The following is a 23,325-nucleotide window of genomic DNA, read 5'->3' as shown; positions in this document are numbered from 1 at the left end:
AACGTGTACTAATGGCCCGTGAGGCTTGACCCTATAACACCCAAGGGGTCTGGTCGCGATGATGACGTCAATGAACACCGGATACGCAGCGTGTGGCCCAAGCAACAAACTGCCAGGGCGGCACGATGAGACGCACACAATTGAGCAAGCAACGATAGAAAGCTCGCTCGTCAGCATGATATACCACCCGTTACGCCTGACGACCATAGCACGCGTGAACCACCTGATCCCTTGCCGAACTCAGCAGTGAAACCGCTTAGCGCCGATGGTAGTGTGGGGTCTCCCCATGCGAGAGTAGGTCATCGTCAGGCACCTATACCGTACCCCAGCTTCGAGAGAAGCTGGGGTATTTTAGTTGTGCGAACGAAAACCAAGGGGTCTCCCCATGGAGAGTCCCGGAGCGCCGGCCGACTCATCGTCAGGCACCTATAGCGCAGAAAACCCAGCCACCTGGCTGGGTTTTTTGTTTGCGTGGAAGAAAATAAATAGTGCTGGATAAATGCTATGATGCGCCCCAATTAATTAGGCAGCCCTCACCGTTTGTGATGGGCGGAATCGAGGTGAAGTGGTGAGTGAAACGGTACCTACGTCATGGTTAGTTTACTGCCGTCCTGGGTTTGAGAGTGATGCGCTGGCAGAGCTACAGCATCACGCAGCATTGCAGGGCATTGTCTGTGAATCATCTCATGGGGAAGGGTGGGTAAGCTTAACGCGTGTCGATGGCGAAGCGGTGAATGATTTACACCGTCAGGCAGCGTTTAAAAAGCTGATTTTCGCGCGCCAGAGCTTAGCGGCCTTGCCTGCGCTTACTCTTTCACGTGACGACCGTCTTACCGCGATCTTGGAACAGGTCAAAGCCAGCCGCTGGAGCTTTGAAGAGATTTGGCATGAAACGCCAGATACCAACGATGGCAAAGCGCTGGCCGGGCTGATTAAGGCGCTTACCAAACCGCTGGAAAGTATGCTGAAAAAACGTGGTGCGTTAAGGCGCAGCGCGGGCGCACGACGCTTACATATTTTCTGGACTGACGGTGATCAAGTGCAGCTGGCGATGAGCTTCCCAGGCAATCGTAGCGATTTGATTAATGGTATTCGTCGGCTGCGCTTTCCCTCTCGTGCGCCCAGCCGATCAACGCTGAAGTTGGAAGAGGCGTGGCACGAGTTTATTCCTAGGGATGAGTGGGAAGTGCGGCTAGCACCGCATATGCAGGCAGCTGACTTAGGCGCAGCCCCTGGTGGCTGGACATGGCAGCTGGTTCAGCGGGGCATGTACGTGTATGCCATTGATAATGGCCCGATGGAATCGCAGTTGATGAAAACGGGGCAGATTGATCATCTCAAAGAGGATGGTTTTACCTGGGAGCCACCACAGCGCCTAGACTGGCTGGTCTGCGATATTGTTGATAAACCAGTGCGAGTGCTAGCCATGGTGGAGCGGTGGCTTATTCGTAAATGGTGCAAGGAGGCGATCTTCAACCTCAAATTGCCCATGAAAAAGCGCTGGGATGAGGTAACACGTTGCCTAACGACATTGGAAGAGTCGCTGGAAAAAGCGGGCGTGCATGCGAGCGTATCATGCCGTCACCTCTACCATGATCGTGAAGAGGTAACGGTGCATGTAAGGCTTAGGGATTAATGCTAGTGAAACCTCATGTTTAATAGCCAGGCTCGTAAATCCGGATAGTTTCATCTTCTGTTAACAGCGGTAAAATACGCTGCATGGCCATTGTCCGCGCTTCGCTTGAGTGCCACTCCTTCCAAGCGCGGATGTCACGCCATTTGGTAATCATCAGTCGGCGATCGGTATGACCAAGTTCTACCAGTGTTTCACCACTGATGAAGCCCCTTACGCCTAGTGAAACGCGCATTGCCTCCCGCGCTGCTTGCTCGAAATCTTCTTCAAGACCGGGCATAATTCGCCGTTCGATGATAACTTTAATCATGCTTTTTGTTTCCTACATCGAGGATGTTAATGGCTGACAATACGGGTACGTTACCCAACTTTGACGCGGTATTGGACACCACAGGACTCTACTGCCCAGAGCCGATTATGCTTATGCATAATAAGGTGCGCGACATGACCCCAGGCCAAGTGCTCAAAGTGATTGCCACTGACCCAGCCACCACGCGGGATGTGCCCAAATTTTGTCAGTTTTTAGGGCACGAACTGCTAGAGCAGGACACCGCCTCTGAGAGTAACTACCTCTACTTTATTCGCTTGGCATAGCCCTTAGATAGCCTTTTGAAATCGCGCATAAACCCAGGCGAGGCTCAAATCAACTAATGAATATTGGCCTCGCCCAAGGCTCCAGCACTAAAGAGTTAATCACTGGCCACTACCATCATGGCTAGTGCATCAAGCGTTGCTGGATCTTCTTCCAGTATACGGTTGGCGATATGACGCTGGAAAAAGTAAACGGTTTGATGGCGGGCGTGAGCGCTGTACAAGCACTGATCTCCTAACAAAATCGGCGTCATCGCCGCTTTGTTCTCGTCGGCAAGCAGCGCGTCCAAGCTACCGTCGCTGTAGAGGCGCCAGCCGTAAACGGGCTTCATATGCCAAGGCGAGTTGGGGTGATTCATACACAGCGCGTGGGTGCCCAGAGTGTCGGGGATTTGCTGAATGAGGGTGACTTCGCCAGAGGCCTCATAATCAAAGTATTCAGCCGCCGCAACTAGCTCGTGGTATTTGTGATCGGGAGGTGTATCAAAAATTTCTTCCGTTTCAGGATCACGATAACCTACGAAGTAGCCATTCTCCTGGCTATTCAGATCATGGCAGGCTGCCAGGGTTTCCATCCACGGCACCAAACCGATGACGCTACCGTCCTCTCTTAACCCCCAGGCCAAAATAGGCAAGCCATAGTAGGTGTCGGGACTCGCAGCGAGCTGGTAAACCATCTCTAATCCATCTAGCTCAGGGGCTAAACGGACTAAGCACTTTTGCGCCTGCTGACGCTGGCGCACAGTTTCCAGGTCGATGACCTGGGCAGAGCGGGGTGACAGGGATGCGCCCATTGTGTCCCTCCTTATGCTGCGTGGTCATCAGATTGGCAAAGCAGACTCATTTACCTCTCATATCCACAAATAGCACAACTTGCTCATAAGGTTAAGGGTTCTGCGTTTTTTAATTATCTGCGCAAGGTGTAAAGCGCGCTCGAAGCGCTTGATGCTCGGTAAGTGTTTGCTGAAACTGACCCCAGGGAGCTTGGGCATTTTCTATCGAAAGCCAGCGCGACTGATAGCGGTGGATAGCCATTGGCTTGTCTACCTGCTGCGCGTCAATTAAGCGGTTAATCGCTGTTAGCCACTGCTTGGCTGTGCTTGCTAAGCGGTCAAGCGACCGTGATTCCCAATGACTCAAGCAGCGTGTGGTGGCATCGCTCTGCTGAGCTAATAATGTATTCGCTTCTGTTAAGCGTTGAGTAGCGAGCAGTAGGGCGCGCAACACCTCAGCGGTCATTGGCCGCTCTTGCAGGTTTTTTAAATGGTTTTCGAGGGTTGCAGAGTTTTGCTGCCAGTCACGGTCAAACTGGTGGTCGGTCATTTGCTGTAAGTAATTAATGGCATCAAGCTGGCTTGCGATAGTGCTTTCATCGACGTTAGTTAAAGGCTGGCTTGCCCGTGAAAAGCTTTTAACCCACTCGCTGGAATCAAAAATAGCGTTCCAGCTTACTGCGGGCAACTGTTCCGTTTTAGTTGCTGTTAAATGAACTAAGCGCGTTCGATCTTCATCGCTTAACTGCTCGGGAACCTCACTATTTAAGCAGGCGCTTAGCCGCTGCCATAGAGTGCGCTCATATAACCACTGTTGGCTAGGCGGCGCTACGCGCCCCAGTTGGTTGTTACGTGCAGCGACTAGCGATGTGATTTGGCATTCGCGCAGTGCGTATACATTCAGTAGGCTGTCCCGGGTCTCGGGAATATCTATGAGCCGATCGGGGCGCTGAGGGAAATCGCCAATATTACCCGGGTCAACTCTTTGAATGTCTTCCACTTCAAGGTCATCAACGAGTTGTTGCTGGTAGCGTTGCCACTGCTGCTCAGCGGGGTTGTCGCCACAGCCAACCAGGAAGGCGCTTAGGGTTATTGCTAGAGAAAGGTTTCTCCATTGAGCCATGCTCACCCCCGAATGCTAATACGCTGTAAACGCCAGCCAAGTAACAGTGCTGCGGTGCTCAAGCCCGCAATCAACCCGATCCAGTAGCCATGAACCCCTAGCGGGGCGACCCTATCGCCCAATCCATAGGAGCCCAGCCAGTGGCCGCCACCCAAGCCTACAATCCAGTAAGAGAGCACCGTGATTACCATTACAATGCGAGTATCTTTATAACCGCGTAAGGCACCCGCTAAATTGACCTGTAATGAGTCGGAGAGTTGAAAAATAACAGCTAAAGCGATAATTGAGAGCGCTAGCGCCTGTATCTCACTATTGGAGGTGTAAAGCGCGATCACTGGCACGGCGCTTACCCACAGAAGAATGCTGTTAATGACCGCTACGACGACACTGATCACAATGCCATTCCAGGCGACTTTACGGGCTAGGGCCAAGCGCTGTTGCCCCAGCGTATTACCCACTCGCACGGTCAGCGCCATACTGAGCGACATTGGCAACATAAACAGAATAGAGGTGAAGCTTAGCGCTATTTGGTGAGCTCCCACCGTGACTTCACCAAAGCTGGCAATGAAGAGCGCAATAAGTGTGAACAGAGTCACTTCAACAAAAATAGCCACGCCAATGGGAACGCCCACCACCACTAATTCACGTATACCTAGCCACTGGGGCGATGTCAGTTTTTGCCAAATCGCAACGCTTTTATAAGTACTTCCCCTGCGTGTGTAGTAGGCCATTGCTAGTGCCATCGTCCACATTGATAGGGCGGTTGCAATGCCGCAGCCAAATGCCCCCAAGGCAGGCAGTTGTTGCAAGCTAGCGGGAAGCCAGGCGCCAAATAGATCAACCAAACCGTCGCCGCCGTAAATCAAAATGTAGTTGGCAGGAATATTCACTGTTAAACCGACCAGGCTGATCCACAGCGCCGGGCGGGTATGATTCATGCCATCGGAAAACGCTCTAAGCGCCTGAAAAAGGGCGATCCCCGGCATACCAAAGGCGACAGCCGAGAGATAGGCGGCAGACTGGCTGGCGACCGCTGGGGGTACACTCATTAATTCAAATATCGGCTTGACAGCCGACCAGAGCAGCACCGCCGCAACGGCGCCTAGCACTAGCGCAACCCAGAGCGCCTGGTGAACGGCAGGGCGTATAGCCGTATTGCGCTGCCCTCCCAGTAAATGAGCCACAATCGGGGTCAGCCCCATCAAAGTGCCCGTCATAAATAGCATGAGTGGCATCCAAAGGCTTGAACCTACAGAAACGGCGGCGAGAGACGTGGCATTATGACGCCCCGTCATCATGACATCGACGACACTCATTCCTGCTTGAGCCAACTGAGCGCCGCAAATAGGCAGTGCCAAGTGCATCAACGTTCGTGTTTCTGGCCAGTAAACCGATTTAATTTGCTGAGTAAAGCCGCCCACTTGTTGGCTCCTACTGGGGAAAGTTGCTATGAAAGGCCGCTATATTAGCAGGAGCGACTCTCTTTTGGCGGATAGCCGTTAGCTTGCGGTAATCGGGTAGGTATAATGCCCTAAAACCAGTGACAAATGAGGTCTATGTGAGTCATACGCAGGATCGGTGGACACTTGAAGATATAACCGCGCTGTTTGATGGTGTTTTTGCCCAGCGGTACCAAACCCGATTGATTCGCGGTGGCGATGAACCACTCTATGAACCTGCGAACTCAGAAACACCCTACCACCAGGTTATTTTCGCACGCGGCTATTATGCCAGTGCGCTGCACGAAATCAGCCACTGGTGTATTGCGGGCGCACAGCGGCGCCAACAAGAGGATTACGGCTACTGGTACTGCCCGGATGGCCGCGATGCTGAGCAACAAAAAGCGTTTGAACAGGCTGAGATAGCCCCACAGGCGTTGGAGTCTATTTTTACCCGTGCCTGTGGTCGCGTGTTTCATGTCAGCGTGGACAATCTAGGCGGCGATATAGAGGTAGATGTAGAGGCCTTTGCAGCGCGGGTAGAGGCCCGTGCCCAGCGCTACTTGAAGGAGGGCTTGCCGGCCCGCGCCAACGCCTTCCAGGTGGCGCTTAAGCGCTTCTACTCTGACCAGGTGACGCTAGCGGAGGCCGTGGCACAGGCGCATGCCACGTTAGATGAAATGGATAAAGCGCTACCGGCTTAATCCTCTTCGGTCAGGCGCTGATGCATCGATAGCATCACTTCCAACTCATGTTCTGGGCGCATCGGCTCTAGGCCCAGCTCGCTAAACGTTTCACGCCGCTGTCGGTGCCATTCGCCTGGAGTAAGCGAAGGGTAGAGCACCGACGCTGGGGCTAGTTCCACGAAAGGGTCGAGCCCATAGGTGTCAAAGAGGCGCGCCAGCGCCGCTTCGTCGTCGCCGTTGTCGCTGGTATAGAGCGTGGCGGAGAAGTGGTCGTTCTCAAGCTCGCGAATCACCTCTAGTGGGCTAACACCTAGGCTCTCCAGCTCTTCCATGCTGTAGGCGCCCATAGCATTGGTATCTTCTTTGATCCAGCTATCGTCCGGTTGAATCAATGTTTGCTTCACTCGGCCATCGGGCAGCGACCAGGCAATGGCTAGCGGAAGCCCATCCTCTTCGCCCGTTTCAATGGCTATAAACCCTGGATAATCGGCCACGCTAATACTCCTTTCAAAATTCCGAGGGAAGACGGAAAAAACGCTGGGCGGTCTGTGTGGTTGCCGCACCTAGCTCATCTTCGCTAATACCGTGCCACTGGGCGATCTCGCGGACAATCCACGGCAGCAACGCCGGTTCGTGTCGGCGACCCTTTAACTTCGCCGGTAGGTTGCGCGGCAACAGATAAGGGCAGTCGGTTTCTACCATCAAACGCTCTAAGGGTATGTCGCTTACCAAAGTGCGCAGGTGATGACCGCGCCGCTCGTCGCAAATCCAACCGGTCAGGCCTATATGCAAGTCTAGGTCGAGATAACCAAACAGCGTATCGCGGTCAGCGGTAAAACAGTGCACTACCGCGTGGCTGATGTCGTCTCGCCACGCATGCAGGATTTCGCGCATACGCTGGCCGGCATCTCGTTCGTGTAAAAACAGCGGCAAACCGCTTTCTACTGCTAGAGCCAACTGCGCTTCAAAGGCGCGCTTCTGTTCCTGTGGCGTCGAGAAGTTGCGATTAAAATCCAAACCGCACTCGCCTACCGCGACTACTTCCGGCATGGCATGTAGGGCTGCCATGGCGCGCTCAAGGTTCTTATCCCAGCGACTTGCATCATGGGGGTGCACTCCCGCCGTGGCGTAAAGGCCGGGATACTGCTTGGCTAGCGCAACCGCTTGTTCGGCGTGGGCAAGGTCGGTGCCGGTGACGATCATGGTGGTTACCTGCGCCGCCTGGGCACGCAGAATAACCGCCTCAAGATCACGACCAAAGCTTTCATGGGTTAGGTTAGCGCCAATATCCACCAAAGGGGTGCTAGGCCGAAACTGAAGTGCTTCGGGTAAAAAATCATCGGCATACGCGGTGGCCAAAGGTGTCTCCCGTTCAATATGCAAAGGCTCCATTGTAACGGTATGCGCAAGCATCGACTAATGGTGTGTTAAAGATGATGAACGCAAGGAAATGGCACGAATTGCAAAAAAACTGGCTCGATAGGTAAACAGCTAGCGCTTATTAGCGCCTAAGATGAACGCAAGCTATGGCGTGCTACGTCGCTGCGATTGATTCAATAACACCCTTTAATAACAACAAAAGAGAGCCACATAATAATGCCACTATCTTATTGTTCATCTCCTCGTTTATCTCACCGCTTTGCTACTTCCACTCTCGCCGCTGCCATTCTGATGGCCAGCTATGCGCCCACTACTTTTGCTGATGAGGGTATCTCTGATAACGAAATCCGCATTGGCTATTTAGCCGATATGTCCGGCGTTTATCGCGACCCCATTGGCCCGTTGGGTGAAGATGCCATCAATATGGCGATTGAAGATATGGGTGGCAGCGTCAACGGTGCCAATATTGTGGTGTTTAGCGCCGATGACCGTAATAGCCCGGATGTAGGCTCAAGCGTTGTGCGTGAGTGGATCGATGAGCGCAACGTCGATATGGTCACCGGGCTAGTGGCATCTTCTGTCACCCTAGCGGCGGTGGGCCTGTTGGAAGAGGCGGATAAACTCGGGCTGGTTAATGGCGCGGTCTCTTCAGGCATCACCAATGAGCACTGTTCGCCCAATCATATTCACTGGGTTTATGACACATGGGCGATGTCCAACGGTACGGCAAAGGCAATTACTGATGAGGGCCACAAAAATTGGTATCTGTTAAGCGCTGACTACTCCTTTGGCCATGCCCTGGAAGCTGACGTCACGCGAGTAGTGACTGAAAATGGTGGCACTATCGTGGGCAGCGCTCGCCACCCTTTCCCCAGCAGTGATTTCTCCTCCTTTATGCTCCAGGCCCAGGCCTCCGGTGCTGATGTCATTGCGCTGAATAACGCTGGCGGCGATACGATTAACGCGGTGCAGACAGCAGGCGAGTTCGGCATTACCCAAGCAGGGCAGATTCTGGCGGGGATGGTGCTGTTTAGCACCGACGTGCGCAGCATTGGCCTAGAGAACGCCCAAGGACTGCAGTTCACCAAAGCGTGGTACTACGACTTAAACGATGAAACACGCGCCTGGGCGGAACGTTTCCGTGAGCGTACCGGCAGCATGCCCACCATGGTACATGCAGGCCTCTACTCCAGTACCCGCCACTACCTTGAAGCGATTGAAGCCACCGGGACCGATGACACCCAAACCGTTCGTCAGCAAATGGCCGATACCCCCATCAACGACATCTTCGCCACCGGTGGCTACATTCGTGAGGATGGCCGCATGGTTCACGATATGTATTTAGTGGAAGTGAAAACGCCTGAAGAGTCGCAAGATGAGGATGATCTCTTTCACGTTATTCGCACCATTCCTGCCGAAGAGGCCTTTCGTCCGCTTTCAGAGAGCAACTGCCCGCTGGTAAACAGTTAAGTCTCTGCCAATTCACTAATAACAACTCAGAGGATTTGGCATGTCTGGAACGTCTGTTATTCAGCAAAACAGTATCGGGGCTGCTTTAAACCGCAGCGCTCGGAAATATTCGCACCAATTAGCGCTGGTGTTTGGCGAGCGTCAATGGCGCTACTCAGCACTCAACCAGGCAGCTAATCGTGTTGCCAATGGTTTACTGGCAGCCGGGCTTACGCCGGGTGATCGGCTGGCGGTGTATGGCAAAAACTCCGATGCCTATGTCATCGCCTGGCTAGCTGCTGCTAAAGCGGGTTTGGTGCATGTCCCGATCAATTTCGCCTTAAGTAGCGATGAGCTGCGCTATATCCTTGACCAGTCTGGGGCAACTGGTTTGCTCAGCGATATCAGCCTCGCGGAGAAAGTGAGTGCCGCGACAGAAGGCTTGGATCTAGCCCTGATGGGCACTCTGCACGCGGATCAGGGAGGAGGTGCAAAAAGCTTTGATGTACTCGCTCATGCTACGTCCCAGCCCGGTAGTGAAGAGCCCAATGTAACGGTCGACGGCGCAAGTCTTGCTCAACTGCTCTATACCTCGGGCACCACCGCCGCGCCGAAAGCCGCGATGATGACTCATCAGGCACTGATGGCCGAATATATGTCCTGTATGGTTGAGCTGGATATCAAAGGCAGCGACGCCATGCTCGCCGCGCTGCCGCTCTACCACTCAGCGCAAATGCACGTCTTTCTCATGCCAGCACTGTTGCTAGGAGCACCCGTCTATTTGCTAGAGGCGCCGCTTCCCGAGCTGTGCTTGAGTGCCATAGCTCAGCATCAGATCGCGTCATTTTTTGCCCCGCCCACGGTCTGGATCAGCCTGCTGCGCCACGCTGAATTTGATCGCTTTGACCTTAGCGCTCTCAACAAAGCCTATTACGGTGCCTCGATTATGCCGGTGCCGGTACTGGAGGAGCTTCAGCAGCGTATCCCGGGAGTAGGGCTCTATAACTGTTATGGGCAGAGCGAAATTGCCCCCTTGGCGACCGTGCTGCGCCCTGAAGAGCACGCAGAGCGCCCAGCTTCCGCCGGGCGGCCCATTCTGACGGTGGAAACCCGCATCGTCGATCTCGATATGAATGACGTCCCACCAGGAGAGCATGGCGAAATCGTCCACCGCTCACCGCAGCTTATGAACGGGTACTGGGATAAACCGGCGATGACCGAAGAAGCCTTCCAGGGCGATTGGTTCCACTCGGGGGATGTGGGCTACTTCGACGAAGCTGGCTACTTGTATGTCGTTGATCGTATCAAGGATGTGATCAATACCGGCGGCGTGCTGGTGGCTAGCCGTGAAGTAGAGGAGGGGCTGTTCAAGCACCCAGCGGTCTCCGAAGTGGCGGTGATCGGCCAGCCGGACGAGAAGTGGATCGAAGCCATTACCGCGGTGGTGGTGCTGAAAGAGGGCCAAGAGGCAAGCGATGAGGAGCTGATCCATCACGCAAAAACGCTGATGGCGCCTTACAAAGTGCCTAAGCACATCATCTTTGCCGATGCTCTGCCCAAGAGTACCGCAGGTAAAATCCTCAAACGCCATCTGCGTCAAGACCTCAAGGGGTGAGCATGGACGAGCAAACGACCGAGCTGTTTCATGCCATGATCAAGCGCTGCCTAAGCCAGGAGGTTGCCCCGTACTACGATGAGTGGGAGGCAGCGGGTGAAATACCGCGCTCACTGTGGCATTCATTGGGCGCTGCGGGGCTGCTAGGCATTGACCTTGACGAACAGCACTGTGGTTCAGGGGCCGATATCGCCATCACCCAGCTGGCGCTGGAAGAGCTCTCCCGCCAGGGGTTTGGTGGCCTTGCTAGTGCCTATAATATCCACGCCAATATCGTTATGCCCTACCTGCAGAACCTGGGGACAGCGGCTCAATGTGAGCGTTGGCTACCTGCCATGGCCCGTGGCGATGCGCTTGGGGCTATTGCCATGACCGAACCCCATGCGGGTAGTGATCTTGCGTCAATGAGAACTAGGGCGAAGCGCACTAGCGATGGCTGGGAGTTAAGTGGTAGCAAAATCTTTATCACCAATGGCCAGTTTGCCGACCTGGTGATCGTATGTGCCAAAACCGACCCTTCCGCTGGTGCCAAAGGCGTTTCACTGTTTTTGGTTGACACCCACTTACCCGGTTTCTCGCGGGGTAAGCCGATTAAAAAGATCGGCCAGCACGCCAGCGACACCGCCGAGCTAGCCTTTGATCAAATGCAGTTGCCCCATGAGGCGCTGTTGGGTGAGGAGGGCGCCGGGTTCCGCTACCTAATGCAGGAACTGCCCCGTGAACGCTTGGGCGTTGGGGCACAGGCGCTGGGCGCCGTGGAGGGAGCGCTGGCGCTGACGTTGGAGTACGTACAACAGCGCCAGGCGTTTGGACAGCGGGTAGCGGATTTTCAAAATACCCGATTTACCCTGGCGGAGATAAAAGCCCAGCTGGACGTGGCCCGTGCCTACTTTGAGCACTGCGTCGAAAAGTACCGCCAGGGCACCATGAGCAGCACGGATGCGGCGATTTTAAAACTGCAGCTCAGCGAGCTGCAGTGTCGAGCGGTAGATCGCTGCCTGCAGCTATTTGGCGGTTACGGCTACACCCACGAATATCCCATTTCGCGCTTTTATCTGGATGCCCGAGTACAAACAATTTATGCCGGCAGCTCGGAGATCATGAAAGAAGTTATCGCCCGCTCGCTGCTGGGCAAAGCGGCTTAGCTATGTGATTGAAAAAGCAAGGCGACTGAGCACAGGAGAGAACCATGCGGTTGGATGATGTAGTGATTTTAGGCGGCGCACGAACCGCTATCGGTGGTTTTGGTGGTTCGCTCTCAACCAAGGCGCCGTTTGAACTGGGTGCGATAACCGCCAAGGAGGCGTTGCGGCGGGCAGGCGTTGAAGGCGGAGATATCGATCACTCGGTATACGGTCACATTATTACCACCGGCCCTCAGGATGCATATCTGGCGCGCCATATTGCGCTCGAAGCTGGTGTGCCGAAAGAGGCGGGGGCTTTCAACGTCAATCGGCTGTGTGGTTCAGGCGTACAGGCGGTGGTCTCAGCCGCCCAGCAGATAGCCATGGGGGACAGCCGACTAGCGTTGGCAGGTGGCGCTGAGTCGATGTCGCGGGGGGCTTATCTGCTGCCGCCCCAGGCGCGCAACGGTATACGCATGGGCGATGTGAACGTTGAGGATTTAACCCTGGGCATCTTGAGCGACCCCTTCGGCAGCGGCCACATGGGCTGCACCGCCGAGAACATCGCTATACAGTATGGCCTAAGCCGTGAGCAGCTTGATCAGTTTGCTCTTGAGAGCCATCAAAAAGCGGCGCGTGCCATCGCGGAAGGCCGCTTTGAAGATCAAATCGTAGCGGTGGAGGTCAGCCGAGGTAAGGAAACGACCCTTTTCTCTCGCGATGAACACGTGCGAGATGGCGTCCAACTTAGCGATTTGGCGCGGCTCAAACCCGCCTTCCAAAAAGATGGCGTGGTTACCGCAGGCAATGCTTCGGGGATCAACGACGGCGCAGCCACGTTAGTGCTTGCCCATGCCGATGAAGCCACACAGCGTGGCTTAGCGCCCAGGGCGCATCTTCGTGTTGCCACGACAGCAGGCGTTGAGCCAACGCTGATGGGCCTTGGCCCGATTCCTGCGGTGAAACGCTGCTTGCAGCAGGCGGGGCTGAGCATCAACGATATTGATGTGATTGAATCCAATGAAGCCTTTGCTGCCCAAGCCATGGCGGTGGCGGAAACGCTCGGGTTTCCGTTAGCGAAGCTAAACCCTAATGGCGGCGCGGTTGCCTTGGGGCATCCGGTGGGAGCAACGGGCGCTATTCTGATTCTCAAAGCGCTACACGAGTTGGAACGTATTAATGGTCGCTACGGATTGATAACCCTGTGTATTGGAGGGGGGCAGGGTATCGCCCTTCTTATCGAGCGCGGCTGATCCGACTTGATTGCCACAAGAATAAGTTTATAGGAGTGTTTATGCCTTCAGTTACCCCGAAAATTTTACCCGCTGCAGCCTCTGCGACAAATCCTGCCTTGATGATTGGCGACCTGCTTGAGGGGGGCGTGCGCATGGCGGGTGACAATCAGATTGTCTACCGAGATCAGAGCCGTCACAGCTACGAGCGCTTTCGCGAGCGGGTGCATCAACTAGCCCACACGCTGACGTCACAGGGCGTGCAGGCCGGTGATGTGGTAGCGGTGCTGGATTGGGATAGCCACCGCTACCTGGAGTGCTTCTTCGCCATTCCGATGATCGGCGCGGTACTCCATACGGTGAACGTGCGCCTAGCTCCGGAGCAAATTCATTACACCATGGAGCACGCTGAAGACGTTTTCGTCATCGTGCACGAAGAGTTTGTGCCACTGCTTGAGCCGCTGGCCGATAAGCTACCCCAAGTACGCGGCTACCTGCTGTGTCAGGAGACCCCGCAAACAGTCGATACTTCCCTGCCACTGGTGGGCGAGTTTGAAGCGCTATTAAGCCAACAGCCCGCCCGCTACGATTTCCCCACCTTTGATGAAAACGCCGTCGCCACCCTGTTCTACACCACCGGTACCACGGGTAACCCCAAAGGGGTTTTCTTCACCCACCGCCAGTTGGTGCTGCACACATTGACAGAGGCCAGCGCATTCCAGGCTCCAGGCTTTGAGCTGCTCAACCGCGACAAGGTCTACATGCCTATTACCCCCATGTTTCACGTTCACGCCTGGGGAGTGCCGTATACCGCCACGCTGATGGGGGCTACCCAGGTCTATCCTGGCCGCTATGAGCCAGAAATGCTGGTCAAGCTGCTGGTTAGCGAGAAGGTCGACTTCTCTCACTGCGTACCGACTCTGCTCAACATGGTGGTCAGCGCCGAAGCGATTGCCTCAAAGCAGGTAGACCTCTCCGGCTGGAAAGTATTGGTCGGCGGCAGCGCATTAACCGAGTCGCTGGCGAGTAAGGCATGGGCGTTGGGGATCGATACCCGCAGTGCTTATGGAATGTCGGAAACCTGCCCGCTACTCACCGCCGATATTCTGCCCCGAGATATCGGCGACGCTGATTTTGAGACCCAGCTGCCTTGGCGCTGTAAAGCGGGTCTGCCGATTCCGCTGGTTAAGCTTCAAGTGGTCGATGCAAACGGCGAGCCGCTAACCAATGATGGTAAAAGCGTGGGCGAAGTGCGTGTTCAAGCGCCCTGGCTGACCCAGGCCTACTACAAAGAGGAGAAACGCAGCGCGGAGCTATGGCGTAACGGCTGGCTGCATACCGGGGACGTAGGTTCTCTTGATGAGCGGGGCTTTCTGACCATTAGCGATCGCATTAAAGATGTAATTAAAACCGGTGGCGAGTGGCTCTCGTCATTAGAGCTGGAGAGCTATATCAGCCAATGTCCAGGTATTGCCGAAGTGGCGGTGATCGGGGTGGCGGACGATAAGTGGGGGGAGCGGCCGGCCGCATTAGCTGTTCCCGTGGATCTGAATAACCCGCCCACCACCGAAACTGTGCAGGCGTTTTTAGAGCAGTTTGTGGCTCAAGGAAAACTGAACCGCTGGGCGATTCCCAGCATGATTCGCTTCGTCGATGAGATACCCAAAACCAGCGTGGGCAAGCTGGATAAGAAACGTATTCGCACCGAAATCTAGGCTATTTACTAGAATTAATAGCGAACATTGCCCGTCGTGCGTGCTTTGCGATACGCGGCGGGCGAATTGCCTGTCCAGGTTTTGAAAGCACGACTAAAGCAGGCTAGATCCTCAAAGCTCAACGCCTCCGCGATGCTAATCAACGGCTTCTCACTGCAAGTGAGTGCTTGAATAGCGACATCGCGGCGGTACTCATCCTTGACCGCTTGAAAGTGAGTGCCCTCCCTTTTGAGATGCCGTGCCAGCGAGCGTGCCGACATATGTAGCGCATCGGCTGCGCTATGCACAGTGCCTGCCGTCAACAAATGGCGTGAGAGGTGTTCACGCACCCGGTGGGTGAGCAGGCGATCTGCAAACGACACATAGAACCAGTCAGCCGGGGCACGCTTTAGAAAAGCGCCCAAGTGTTTCTTGGTCTGGCGGATAGGATGATCAAGAAAACCTCGATCTATATAGATCGCAGTTTGCGGCTGCTCAAAGCGTACCGTGCCGGGGTAAAAATAGAGGTAATCAGCGCTGTGTGGCGGCTGGGGGTAAGCGCACTCCATCAAAACGGGCGGTATTTTACGCGCAATCATCCACGACGCGATACCATGAAAAAGCTTGAGCATCAGCTCATGAATCAGAGTGCGGCTGCCCAACAAGGCCGCATGCTCCACCAGCGCCATGCGAGCAAAGTCTCCTTCAAGGGTAAACGCATAGCCAAAGTCGTCGAGAAGAATACGGAAAAACTGCGTATAGCGGTGCAGTGCAACCTGCAAATTGGGCGCATCAAGCATGCTTAAACACAGCAGCTTCAGGGTGCCACCCCGCAGCGGGCGGGAAAAAAAGCCGGGCGTTTCGTCGTCCAGTTCGTTCACTAGTCCGCGATACAATTCGGCAAACTGCTCAACCGTAACGCGACCATGGGGAGCCGAGAGTAAAAAGGGCGAAATACCCGCCCGTTCCAGGTAGCGTGTGGGCGATGTTGAACTGTTGGGTAAGCCTTTAAACAGCTCATTTACAAAATGCATCGAGACGGTCACCGTCACGTTCAGCCCGCCTTTAAAAGTCGTTTTTTGGTGGAGATATTGTAGTTGCTGGCAAAACGGTATCACGCTGGTGATTTCCGCTCTACGATTCACCTCTATATGGTTCCCCCTCCTGGGCCGCTCATGCGTTACACTGTGCGCCTCACGATTAAGGAGGACACCGCGTGACCCTGTTACGACTCGAACAGCTGCAACTCGCCTACGGCAACCATGTACTACTCAATCGCGCCGACCTGACGGTTGAAAAAGGCGAGCGGCTGGCGCTGGTCGGGCGCAATGGCACCGGCAAGTCCACTCTGCTGAAACTAGTAGCAGGGGATATCCTGCCCGATGATGGCTCCATCTGGCGTGCTCCTGGCCTCAAGATCGGCGTGTTGGCTCAGGAATTGCCTGAGTCATCCGGCTTGACCATTTTCGATATGGTCGCCCAAGGCCTGCCGGAAGCTGGAGAGCTGCTTTCCGAGTACGATCATCTTATCAATGATCCCGACCCTGATATGGATCGCATGGCGACCCTGCAAACGCGTCTGGAAGCCATTGATGGCTGGTCGTTCCACCAGCGTATCGATACCGTGCTGACCCGTTTGGGCCTGCCCCCAGCGGCTGAGATGAGCTCACTCTCCGGTGGCTGGCGCCGTCGGGTGGCGCTGGCACGAGCCCTGGTTGCCGAGCCCGATCTACTGCTGCTCGATGAGCCTACCAACCATTTGGACTTAGACACCATTGCCTGGTTGGAAGAGCAACTGCTGGCGTTTAACGGCGCGGTGCTGCTGATTACCCACGATAGGGCGTTTCTTTCCAAGCTGGCGACCAATATTCTGGAGCTAGACCGTGGACAGCTAGGGCGCTATCCCGGCAAGTACGAAGAGTATCAGGCCCGCAAGCAGCACGAGCTTGAAGTAGAAGCACGGGAGAACGCCGAGTTCGATAAAAAGCTTGCCCAGGAAGAAGCCTGGATTCGTCAAGGCGTTAAAGCCCGGCGCACCCGTAATGAAGGTCGGGTGCGAGCACTTGAAGCAATGCGTAATGAACGTAGCCAGCGCCGCGAGCGTCAAGGCAATGCCAACTTGACGGTGGATCGCGGCGAGCGCACCGGTAAGCGCGTTGTGGAACTGCAAGGCGTCACCCAGCGGTTTGGTGATGAGGTGATACTGCGCGATATCAATCTTGAGGTACTGCGCGGTGACCGTATTGGCTTCCTGGGGCGCAACGGGGCGGGCAAGACCACCCTGCTGAAAATCCTGCTGGGTGAGCTGGAACCCACTGAAGGCAAGGTACAGATGGGCACCAACTTGAAGGTGGCCTATTTCGACCAGCTGCGCGCCGGGCTTGAGCTAGAAAAAACGGTCTACGACAACGTTGCCCAGGGCAGCGACCGGGTCAGCGTAGGTGGTAAAGATCGCCATGTGATGAGCTACCTGCAGGACTTTCTGTTCACCCCCGAGCGGGTACGCCAGCCGGTGAAAGCGCTCTCCGGTGGTGAATCCAACCGCCTGCTGCTGGCCAAGTTGTTCACGCAGCCGGCTAACGTGCTGGTGCTCGATGAGCCTACCAACGACCTCGACATGGAAACCCTGGAGCTGCTCGAAGAGCTGTTGCTTGATTTCGATGGCACGCTGCTACTGGTCTCCCACGACCGAACCTTTATGGACAACGTGGTGACCAGCATGCTCGCCTTTGAAGGCGATGGCGTTGTGCGGGAATACGTGGGTGGCTATACCGATTGGATTCGACAGGGTGGCAAGTTGCCGCCAGCGCCTTGGGAAGGGGCCGCGCGTCAGCGTACCGAACCCACCTCTGAAGCGCCCAGAAAAGTAACTGAAGCACCTGCAGTAACGGCCAAGAAAAGCGTCAAGCTCTCGTATAATCTGCAACGTGAGTTAGATGCACTGCCCGCCGAAATCGAACGCCTTGAGGGGCAAGTAGAGGCGCTGGAGAGCGAGATTGGCGACCCTGCGTTTTATCAGCAGGATGCCGACGCCGTCACGGCTAAGCTGCAAACGCTTGAAAAAGTACAGAAGGCGCTAGAAGTCGCGATGGAACGCTGGATGGAGCTGGAAGCAATGGCTGCCGGCGAGTAAGCTTGAAAACGTTAAAAGGCGCCGTATGGGCGCCTTTTTTGTAAGCGATATTTTGCAGTAGGTTACTCGTCGCTCTTTTCGCCTTTCTTGCCCACGCGGACGGCTAACACATCGCACTGGGCGCCGTGCAGCACGCCGGTAGAGGTTGAGCCAAGCAGCAGGGCGAAGCCGTGGCGGCCGTGGGAGCCCACCACGATCAAATCCACATCGTGCTCTTCAGCAAAACGGTGGATCTCGGTGTCAGGCATGCCCACAACAACATGCTGGTCAGCCTCGGCAATATGCGGAGCGGCGATTTCGGCTAAGCGTTTTTTGGCGTGTTCATCCAGTTGGTCTTGGATGCTGGTCAAGTCCATGGGTATATCGCCACCGTAGGCGAACCCAAGCGGTTCCAGAGTATGCATGATGGAGATTTTAGCTTGATCGTTGCGTTCAGCGATCGCAACGGCACGTTCCAGAATCTTGTGGGAATCTTTGGTTAAGTCAACGGCAACTAAAATGTGGTGATAGCTCATGGCGTATCTCCTTGGCAGTAGGTAACAAAGAGGCTCTTTGTTCAATGACCGTTACTTTAGATGGCGTGCCTTAATTTAACAATGATTAGAAGCGTTTCAGCAATGGCTAGCGTCTTAACAATGACTTGAGTCAAAACAACGACCTGAGTCATGGTTTTTAGAATCGTGTAATACAGTGTGGCTCATGCAGAGGGAAATGTAGAGATGGATTGGTTAATTATAGTCTTTATTCTGATGTTGGTGATTGCCCCAGTGATGTGGTTAAAACCTAGTCCGCGCCAAAAGCGCCAACAGGTGCTGCGTTCGCAAATCGCAAAGCAGGGCGTCAGCATCAAGTTGGAAAAGCCGCCGCTGCACCATTTTAGAGGCACTATGCCTGCATATCGTTGGCACTTTTCCCAGGAAGGGCCCGGCCCGGATTTTCTGCTGGTAAGAGACAGTAATGCCAGTGAGGCTCTAGAACCTTACTACGCCGGTTGGCGTTGGCGAATAGCCCCGTTGCGCCCGCTACCCGATAATGCGGCGATACCTTTAAAAGCGTTGCTTGAGCGCTTGCCACAGGACGCGCTGGTGGTGCAGTCAACGCCCTATGCATTGACGCTTTGGTGGTGGGAGTCGCAAACCGCTGAGCGATTCGCGACCTATCTACCTGAATTTGAGCAACTGCGGGAGGCGCTAAGTGGCCGTGCCGACCAGCCTTTCAGCCAGCCGTTAAAGGGCACAGAGCAGGCGTCGTCCACCGTTAACGATCAAGATGCCGGGCTATCCTGATCCCGGGCTTGTATCGCCAAGCCGTTTGATTCAATCACTGCCAACCAGTCGTTGAGTTGTTCGAGGTTCTCCTCGCTTAAACCAGCGAACATCTCTTTACGCGCTTGTTGTGCGACGCTGTCGATCTGTTCCAACAGCGGCATAGCAGCAGGGGTAAGATAAATCCGCTTGCTGCGACGGTCATTGTCGCAGGCTCGGCGCTCAACTAAGCCTTGCTCTTCGAGCTGGCCCAGGGTGCGCACCAAAGAAGGCGCTTCCACGCCAATCGCACGGGCGAGATCGCACTGGGGATGGCCCTCGCCCAAACGCCATAGATGATACAGCGTCACCCAGCGTGTTTGGGTTAAACCCAAAGGCGCGAGGCGTCGATCCAAGATGGAGCGCCACAAGTGGGGCAAGCGTGCGATGCGAAATCCAATCGTTGATGCCATAGGTAACTAGCTGCCAATAAATGTGAGTAGGCGAATTGTCATAAGCTGCGCCGCTGAATGCAAGGCGCTTAACAATTCAATCTTCCGGCTGCGCTTCTTCATCGTTAGGGCGGCCAGGCACAAATCGCCGTAAGTTTAATCCACTTAGACCGCTGGCGCTTATCTCTCCGTCCGCCATGGAAGCTTGCTGGCTATCGTCCGATACTTCAAAGCGAATCAGTCCTAGCCGTTGTCCGCTCCCCGTCATGATATCGATGCGCCAATCCCCGCTGGGGTCTTCAGGGAAATTTTGCTTGTGACTCCAAGCGCGGTAACCCTCCTCGCGGCCGCCGTTGATATTGAGTTCCACTACGTCCATTGGCTCACCATTATGATGCCAAGCATGGGTAATGGTTTCACTTAAGCCCCGCGGTGCCCGAATAGCGGTGTAAACATAAAGGCCATTCTCGGTAATGGCTTGAGGCGTTAGCGTCATTGAACCCTGGGGCAGGCGCTGCTCAACATCAAACGCAGGCGACAGTGCGCTACTGGTCATCCATAGGCTGGCGGGCGGTACCCAGATGCGTCCTAGCCAAGCGCCGTAGGCGAGTAATAGGGTTAAGCCAAAAAAAGCGCACCAGCGTTTGAACGAGCGCTCTTTAAGTAAGTGCCAAAAGCTCGGCAGAGCCACCAGAATGGTGATTCCCAGGGCCAGCAGCAGACTCTGGCCGGTGGTGAGGTGCACCATGATGGGGAGCGTAACTAGCAATACAAGGAAGACGCACTGGGCATGAAAGACGAAATAGAGGCTGCGCCAGCGCTCGGCCACTTTGAAGTAGAGCGGATCGATAATCGACAGCAGGGCCATGCCGCCCACCAGGAGGGCAAAAAGCGTTTGCCCGCTATTCCACACGGTGGTGACTAAAATAAACGGCAGCGTAAAGAAAAGGGTTTCCTGGTGGATCATTTGGGCAATAAACGTAGCGACCCCTCGCGGCGGAGTGGGGTGACCACGTCTGGACAGCCAGCGGCTGATCAAGCCTTCCGAAAGCAGCAGCGTCCAGGCGAACAATAATCCCAGCGCTAACGCAGCGCCTAACCACTGCTGGCGATCAACCAGAAAAAAACTACCTAAACCAGCGGCAAACGCCATGGGCGGCCACAGCCATGTCCACGGTTTGAGACGTTCGACAATGCTTTCAATACGCCGCTGAACGGCGGCAATGCGCAATGGCGTGAGCAGTGTGCCCATAAACAAAGTAACCTACAAAATTTAAGAAGGCGTGATTCTAACAGTCTGTCGGGCTTAACGCTGATCTAGTGTGAATCCGTGTTTCTCGCGATGGGTGGTTATATCCGGCTAAGCTTTTCAACATGAACGGATACAGCTGAGTGCTGGTCTCACTAGATGAATAAATTAGCCAAAAGTCTGGGCTTGACGTTGCCAAGCAACTCAACCAAGCTAAGGCAATCAAACGACCGTATGAAAGTCGTGTAAAAGCCGTATGAGAAATGTGGCGGGTTCTCTTTTCAGAGCCAGCCCGAAAAGTGGAGAGAGCGCGGATGATCTATCAAGGCAACGCCATCACGGTGACACGTCGTGACACCCCGAGTGGCAATGACATCGCAATGCTCACTTTCGATCTGAAAGATGAGTCCGTCAACAAGCTTTCCAGCGCCGTAGTTGCGGAGCTGGGCGAGGCTGTGAAAGCTGTTCAAGCTGAAAATGGCTTAAAAGGTTTAGCCATTGCTAGCGGCAAAGATGTGTTTATTGTGGGCGCCGATATCACCGAGTTTCACAGCCTATTCGATAAAGGCGAAGAGTACCTAGTTGAGATGAATCTCAAGGTACACGAGATTTTTAACGCTATTGAAGACCTGCCGTTCCCCACGGTAACAGCGATCAATGGTTTGGCGTTGGGCGGCGGCTGCGAAGTATTGCTGACCACCGATTTTCGCGTAATGGCTGAAAAAGCCAAGATCGGCCTGCCAGAAACCAAGCTTGGCATCTTGCCGGGTTGGGGCGGCTGCGTACGTCTACCGCGTATTATCGGCGCCGACAATGCCATCGAGTGGATTGCCGGTGGCACCGAAAACCGTGCTGATGCTGCGCTAAAAGTGGGCGCCGTCGATGCGGTGGTGACAGCCGAACAGCTGGAAGAGGCTGCGCTGGATATTCTTGACCGTGCCAACGCCGGTGAGCTGGATTACCGGGCCCGTCGTGATGAAAAGACCAGCCCGCTGAAGCTCAACCCGATTGAGCAGATGATGGCATTTGAAACCGCCAAAGGCTTTGTTGCCGGTAAAGCTGGCCCGCATTATCCGGCGCCGGTAGAAGCGATCAAAGTGATTCAAAAAGGCGCTGGCGAAGAGCGCGGCCGTGCCCAGGCGATTGAAGCCAAAGCCTTTGCCAAACTGGCGCTAAGCAACGTGGCGTTTAACTTGGTTGGCCTGTTCTTAAACGACCAAGTGGTCAAGAAAAAAGCCAGCAAGTATGAGAAACAGGCGCAGCCGGTGAAACAAACGGCCGTGCTGGGTGCGGGTATTATGGGTGGTGGTATCGCTTATCAGAGTGCTTCTAAAGGCACGCCAATCCTGATGAAAGATATCAAAGACGACGCCATTGAGCTGGGGCTTAAAGAAGCCCGCAAGTTATTTGCTAAGCAGGTAGAACGTAAGAAGCTGACCACAGAACAAATGGCTGAAAAGCTTAGCAATATTCGCCCGACGCTCTCTTACGGCGATTTTGGCAATGTTGACCTTGTCGTCGAAGCAGTGGTTGAAAACCCCAAGGTTAAAGGTGCTGTGTTAACTGAAGTGGAAGACATGGTGAGCGAAAACACCATTCTTACCTCTAACACTTCGACGATCTCCATTAACCGTTTGGCACAAAACCTCAAGCGGCCTGAAAACTTCTGTGGCATGCACTTCTTTAACCCGGTGCACCGTATGCCGCTGGTGGAAGTTATTCGCGGTGAAAAAACCTCCGACGCCGCTGTAGCCGCTACCGTGGCCTACGCCCGGGCAATGGGCAAAACGCCGATTGTGGTTAACGACTGCCCTGGCTTCTTGGTCAACCGGGTACTCTTCCCTTACTTTGGTGGCTTTAGCTTCTTGGTTGAGCAGGGCGCTGATTTCCAGCACGTTGATAAAGTCATGGAGAAGTTTGGCTGGCCCATGGGCCCAGCCTACTTACTGGATGTAGTCGGTTTAGACACTGCCGTTCATGCCAATGAAGTCATGGCGGAAGGCTTCCCAGACCGCATGGCTCGCGACGGTAAAACCGCCATTCAGGTCATGTACGACAATGACCGTTTAGGCCAGAAGAACGACAAGGGCTTCTACGCCTACGAAGAGGACAAAAAGGGTAAGCCGAAAAAAGTCACCGATGAGGCGGCTTACGCTTTAGTCAAAGAAGTGGTGAAAGAGCAAAAAGAGTTTTCTGACGAGGATATTATTGCTCGCATGATGGTACCGCTCTGCTTGGAAACCGTGCGCTGCCTGGAAGATGGCATTGTGGCAACGCCAGCCGAAGCTGATATGGCGTTAATTTACGGCATCGGCTTCCCGCCCTTCCGCGGTGGCGCACTGCGTTACATCGACGCTATGGGCGTGGCGGCGTTTGTGAAGCTGGCTGAAGGGCTAGCCGAAGAGCTGGGCCCGCTTTACGCGCCTACCGACAAGCTGCGTCAGATGGCTCAAAACAATGAGTATTTCTATTCTAACGCAGCGTCTGTTGACCAAGCCTAACCACCAC

At 54.7% G+C, this 23,325-nt stretch carries 21 protein-coding genes and 1 rRNA gene; 12 read left to right on the top strand and 10 right to left on the bottom strand.

Annotated features, from left to right (window positions below; all coding sequences use genetic code 11):
• Positions 1 to 195: 195 nt before the first annotated feature.
• Together rrf and rlmM are read left to right on the top strand one after the other, a co-directional pair.
• Positions 196 to 311: ribosomal RNA gene (gene rrf / locus QHL1GM_RS05825) — 5S ribosomal RNA — on the top strand.
• 254 nt (positions 312 to 565) lie between these two features.
• Positions 566 to 1,636 (top strand): 23S rRNA (cytidine(2498)-2'-O)-methyltransferase RlmM, encoded by a 1,071-nt coding sequence (gene rlmM / locus QHL1GM_RS05820; RefSeq protein WP_071693630.1) that lies wholly within the window; start codon positions 566 to 568, stop codon positions 1,634 to 1,636.
• Between the two features lie 19 nt (positions 1,637 to 1,655).
• On the opposite strand, the gene QHL1GM_RS05815 is transcribed toward rlmM, so the two are convergent.
• The gene (locus QHL1GM_RS05815) at positions 1,656 to 1,943 is read right to left on the bottom strand and encodes an antibiotic biosynthesis monooxygenase (RefSeq protein WP_071693629.1); all 288 of its coding nucleotides are present in this window, start codon (positions 1,941 to 1,943) and stop codon (positions 1,656 to 1,658) included.
• A 29-nt stretch (positions 1,944 to 1,972) separates the two neighbouring features.
• Here QHL1GM_RS05815 and tusA point away from each other — a divergent pair, with 29 nt between their 5' ends.
• Positions 1,973 to 2,227 (top strand): sulfurtransferase TusA, encoded by a 255-nt coding sequence (gene tusA, locus QHL1GM_RS05810; RefSeq protein ID WP_071693628.1) that lies wholly within the window; start codon positions 1,973 to 1,975, stop codon positions 2,225 to 2,227.
• 95 nt (positions 2,228 to 2,322) lie between these two features.
• Here tusA and QHL1GM_RS05805 read toward each other — a convergent pair whose 3' ends face one another.
• From QHL1GM_RS05805 to QHL1GM_RS05795, 3 genes are all read right to left on the bottom strand, one after another.
• The gene (locus QHL1GM_RS05805) at positions 2,323 to 3,018 is read right to left on the bottom strand and encodes a hypothetical protein (RefSeq protein ID WP_007113139.1); all 696 of its coding nucleotides are present in this window, start codon (positions 3,016 to 3,018) and stop codon (positions 2,323 to 2,325) included.
• 109 nt (positions 3,019 to 3,127) lie between these two features.
• Positions 3,128 to 4,120: a DUF3080 family protein gene (locus QHL1GM_RS05800; protein ID WP_071693627.1), complete on the bottom strand. Its 993-nt coding sequence runs from the start codon at positions 4,118 to 4,120 to the stop codon at positions 3,128 to 3,130.
• Positions 4,121 to 4,122: 2 nt separating this feature from the next.
• Positions 4,123 to 5,541: an MATE family efflux transporter gene (locus QHL1GM_RS05795; protein ID WP_071693626.1), complete on the bottom strand. Its 1,419-nt coding sequence runs from the start codon at positions 5,539 to 5,541 to the stop codon at positions 4,123 to 4,125.
• Positions 5,542 to 5,678: 137 nt separating this feature from the next.
• On the opposite strand from QHL1GM_RS05795, the gene QHL1GM_RS05790 reads away from it, so the two are divergent.
• On the top strand, positions 5,679 to 6,263 hold the full coding sequence (locus tag QHL1GM_RS05790; protein WP_071693625.1) for an elongation factor P hydroxylase: 585 nt from the start codon (positions 5,679 to 5,681) through the stop codon (positions 6,261 to 6,263).
• Here the strand turns inward: QHL1GM_RS05790 and QHL1GM_RS05785 are convergent.
• Together QHL1GM_RS05785 and QHL1GM_RS05780 are read right to left on the bottom strand one after the other, a co-directional pair.
• On the bottom strand, positions 6,260 to 6,739 hold the full coding sequence (locus QHL1GM_RS05785) for a hypothetical protein (protein WP_071693624.1): 480 nt from the start codon (positions 6,737 to 6,739) through the stop codon (positions 6,260 to 6,262). The two genes, QHL1GM_RS05790 and QHL1GM_RS05785, sit on opposite strands and share 4 nt — an antisense overlap.
• Positions 6,740 to 6,752: 13 nt before the next feature.
• A complete protein-coding gene (locus tag QHL1GM_RS05780) occupies positions 6,753 to 7,604 on the bottom strand; it encodes a TatD family hydrolase (protein ID WP_071693623.1) in 852 nt (283 codons plus the stop codon).
• Between the two features lie 237 nt (positions 7,605 to 7,841).
• On the opposite strand from QHL1GM_RS05780, the gene QHL1GM_RS05775 reads away from it, so the two are divergent.
• Genes QHL1GM_RS05775 through QHL1GM_RS05755 form a run of 5 tightly spaced genes read left to right on the top strand, consistent with a single transcriptional unit; the run spans position 7,842 to position 14,760 of the window.
• Positions 7,842 to 9,095 carry an ABC transporter substrate-binding protein gene (locus tag QHL1GM_RS05775; protein ID WP_071693622.1) on the top strand — a complete coding sequence of 418 codons (1,254 nt, stop codon included), beginning with the start codon at positions 7,842 to 7,844 and terminating at the stop codon, positions 9,093 to 9,095.
• 40 nt (positions 9,096 to 9,135) lie between these two features.
• Positions 9,136 to 10,689, top strand: a complete 1,554-nt coding sequence (locus QHL1GM_RS05770) for a fatty acyl-CoA synthetase (protein WP_071693621.1) — start codon at positions 9,136 to 9,138, stop codon at positions 10,687 to 10,689.
• 2 nt (positions 10,690 to 10,691) lie between these two features.
• Positions 10,692 to 11,834 (top strand): acyl-CoA dehydrogenase family protein, encoded by a 1,143-nt coding sequence (locus tag QHL1GM_RS05765; RefSeq protein ID WP_071693620.1) that lies wholly within the window; start codon positions 10,692 to 10,694, stop codon positions 11,832 to 11,834.
• A gap of 44 nt (positions 11,835 to 11,878) precedes the next feature.
• A complete protein-coding gene (gene bktB, locus QHL1GM_RS05760; RefSeq protein WP_071693619.1) occupies positions 11,879 to 13,066 on the top strand; it encodes a beta-ketothiolase BktB in 1,188 nt (395 codons plus the stop codon).
• Between the two features lie 41 nt (positions 13,067 to 13,107).
• Positions 13,108 to 14,760: a fatty acid--CoA ligase gene (locus QHL1GM_RS05755; RefSeq protein WP_071693618.1), complete on the top strand. Its 1,653-nt coding sequence runs from the start codon at positions 13,108 to 13,110 to the stop codon at positions 14,758 to 14,760.
• Positions 14,761 to 14,774: 14 nt separating this feature from the next.
• On the opposite strand, the gene QHL1GM_RS05750 is transcribed toward QHL1GM_RS05755, so the two are convergent.
• Positions 14,775 to 15,773 (bottom strand): AraC family transcriptional regulator, encoded by a 999-nt coding sequence (locus QHL1GM_RS05750; protein WP_071695927.1) that lies wholly within the window; start codon positions 15,771 to 15,773, stop codon positions 14,775 to 14,777.
• A gap of 182 nt (positions 15,774 to 15,955) precedes the next feature.
• Between QHL1GM_RS05750 and QHL1GM_RS05745 the strand changes: the two genes are divergently transcribed.
• The gene (locus QHL1GM_RS05745; protein WP_071693617.1) at positions 15,956 to 17,872 is read left to right on the top strand and encodes an ATP-binding cassette domain-containing protein; all 1,917 of its coding nucleotides are present in this window, start codon (positions 15,956 to 15,958) and stop codon (positions 17,870 to 17,872) included.
• Positions 17,873 to 17,934: 62 nt separating this feature from the next.
• Here the strand turns inward: QHL1GM_RS05745 and QHL1GM_RS05740 are convergent, their stop codons facing one another.
• Entirely contained in the window at positions 17,935 to 18,387 is a 453-nt protein-coding gene (locus tag QHL1GM_RS05740) for a universal stress protein (RefSeq protein WP_071693616.1), read from the bottom strand.
• Between the two features lie 204 nt (positions 18,388 to 18,591).
• Here QHL1GM_RS05740 and QHL1GM_RS05735 point away from each other — a divergent pair, with 204 nt between their 5' ends.
• A complete protein-coding gene (locus QHL1GM_RS05735) occupies positions 18,592 to 19,158 on the top strand; it encodes a preprotein translocase subunit YajC (RefSeq protein ID WP_071693615.1) in 567 nt (188 codons plus the stop codon).
• On the opposite strand, the gene slyA is transcribed toward QHL1GM_RS05735, so the two are convergent.
• Together slyA and QHL1GM_RS05725 are read right to left on the bottom strand one after the other, a co-directional pair.
• Positions 19,137 to 19,589, bottom strand: coding sequence for a transcriptional regulator SlyA (gene slyA, locus QHL1GM_RS05730; protein ID WP_071693614.1), 453 nt, complete (start codon positions 19,587 to 19,589; stop codon positions 19,137 to 19,139). The two genes, QHL1GM_RS05735 and slyA, sit on opposite strands and share 22 nt — an antisense overlap.
• 76 nt (positions 19,590 to 19,665) lie before the next feature.
• The gene (locus QHL1GM_RS05725; protein ID WP_071693613.1) at positions 19,666 to 20,820 is read right to left on the bottom strand and encodes a DUF5924 family protein; all 1,155 of its coding nucleotides are present in this window, start codon (positions 20,818 to 20,820) and stop codon (positions 19,666 to 19,668) included.
• Between the two features lie 311 nt (positions 20,821 to 21,131).
• Between QHL1GM_RS05725 and fadB the strand changes: the two genes are divergently transcribed.
• The gene (gene fadB / locus QHL1GM_RS05720) at positions 21,132 to 23,318 is read left to right on the top strand and encodes a fatty acid oxidation complex subunit alpha FadB (RefSeq protein WP_071693612.1); all 2,187 of its coding nucleotides are present in this window, start codon (positions 21,132 to 21,134) and stop codon (positions 23,316 to 23,318) included.
• The last annotated feature ends 7 nt before the right edge of the window (positions 23,319 to 23,325 follow it).

It is taken from the genome of Halomonas sp. QHL1 (assembly GCF_001882345.1).
GTDB lineage: Bacteria > Pseudomonadota > Gammaproteobacteria > Pseudomonadales > Halomonadaceae > Vreelandella.
Note: the sequence above shows the minus strand (reverse complement) of the source record. Positions and strands in the feature narration are given on the sequence as shown.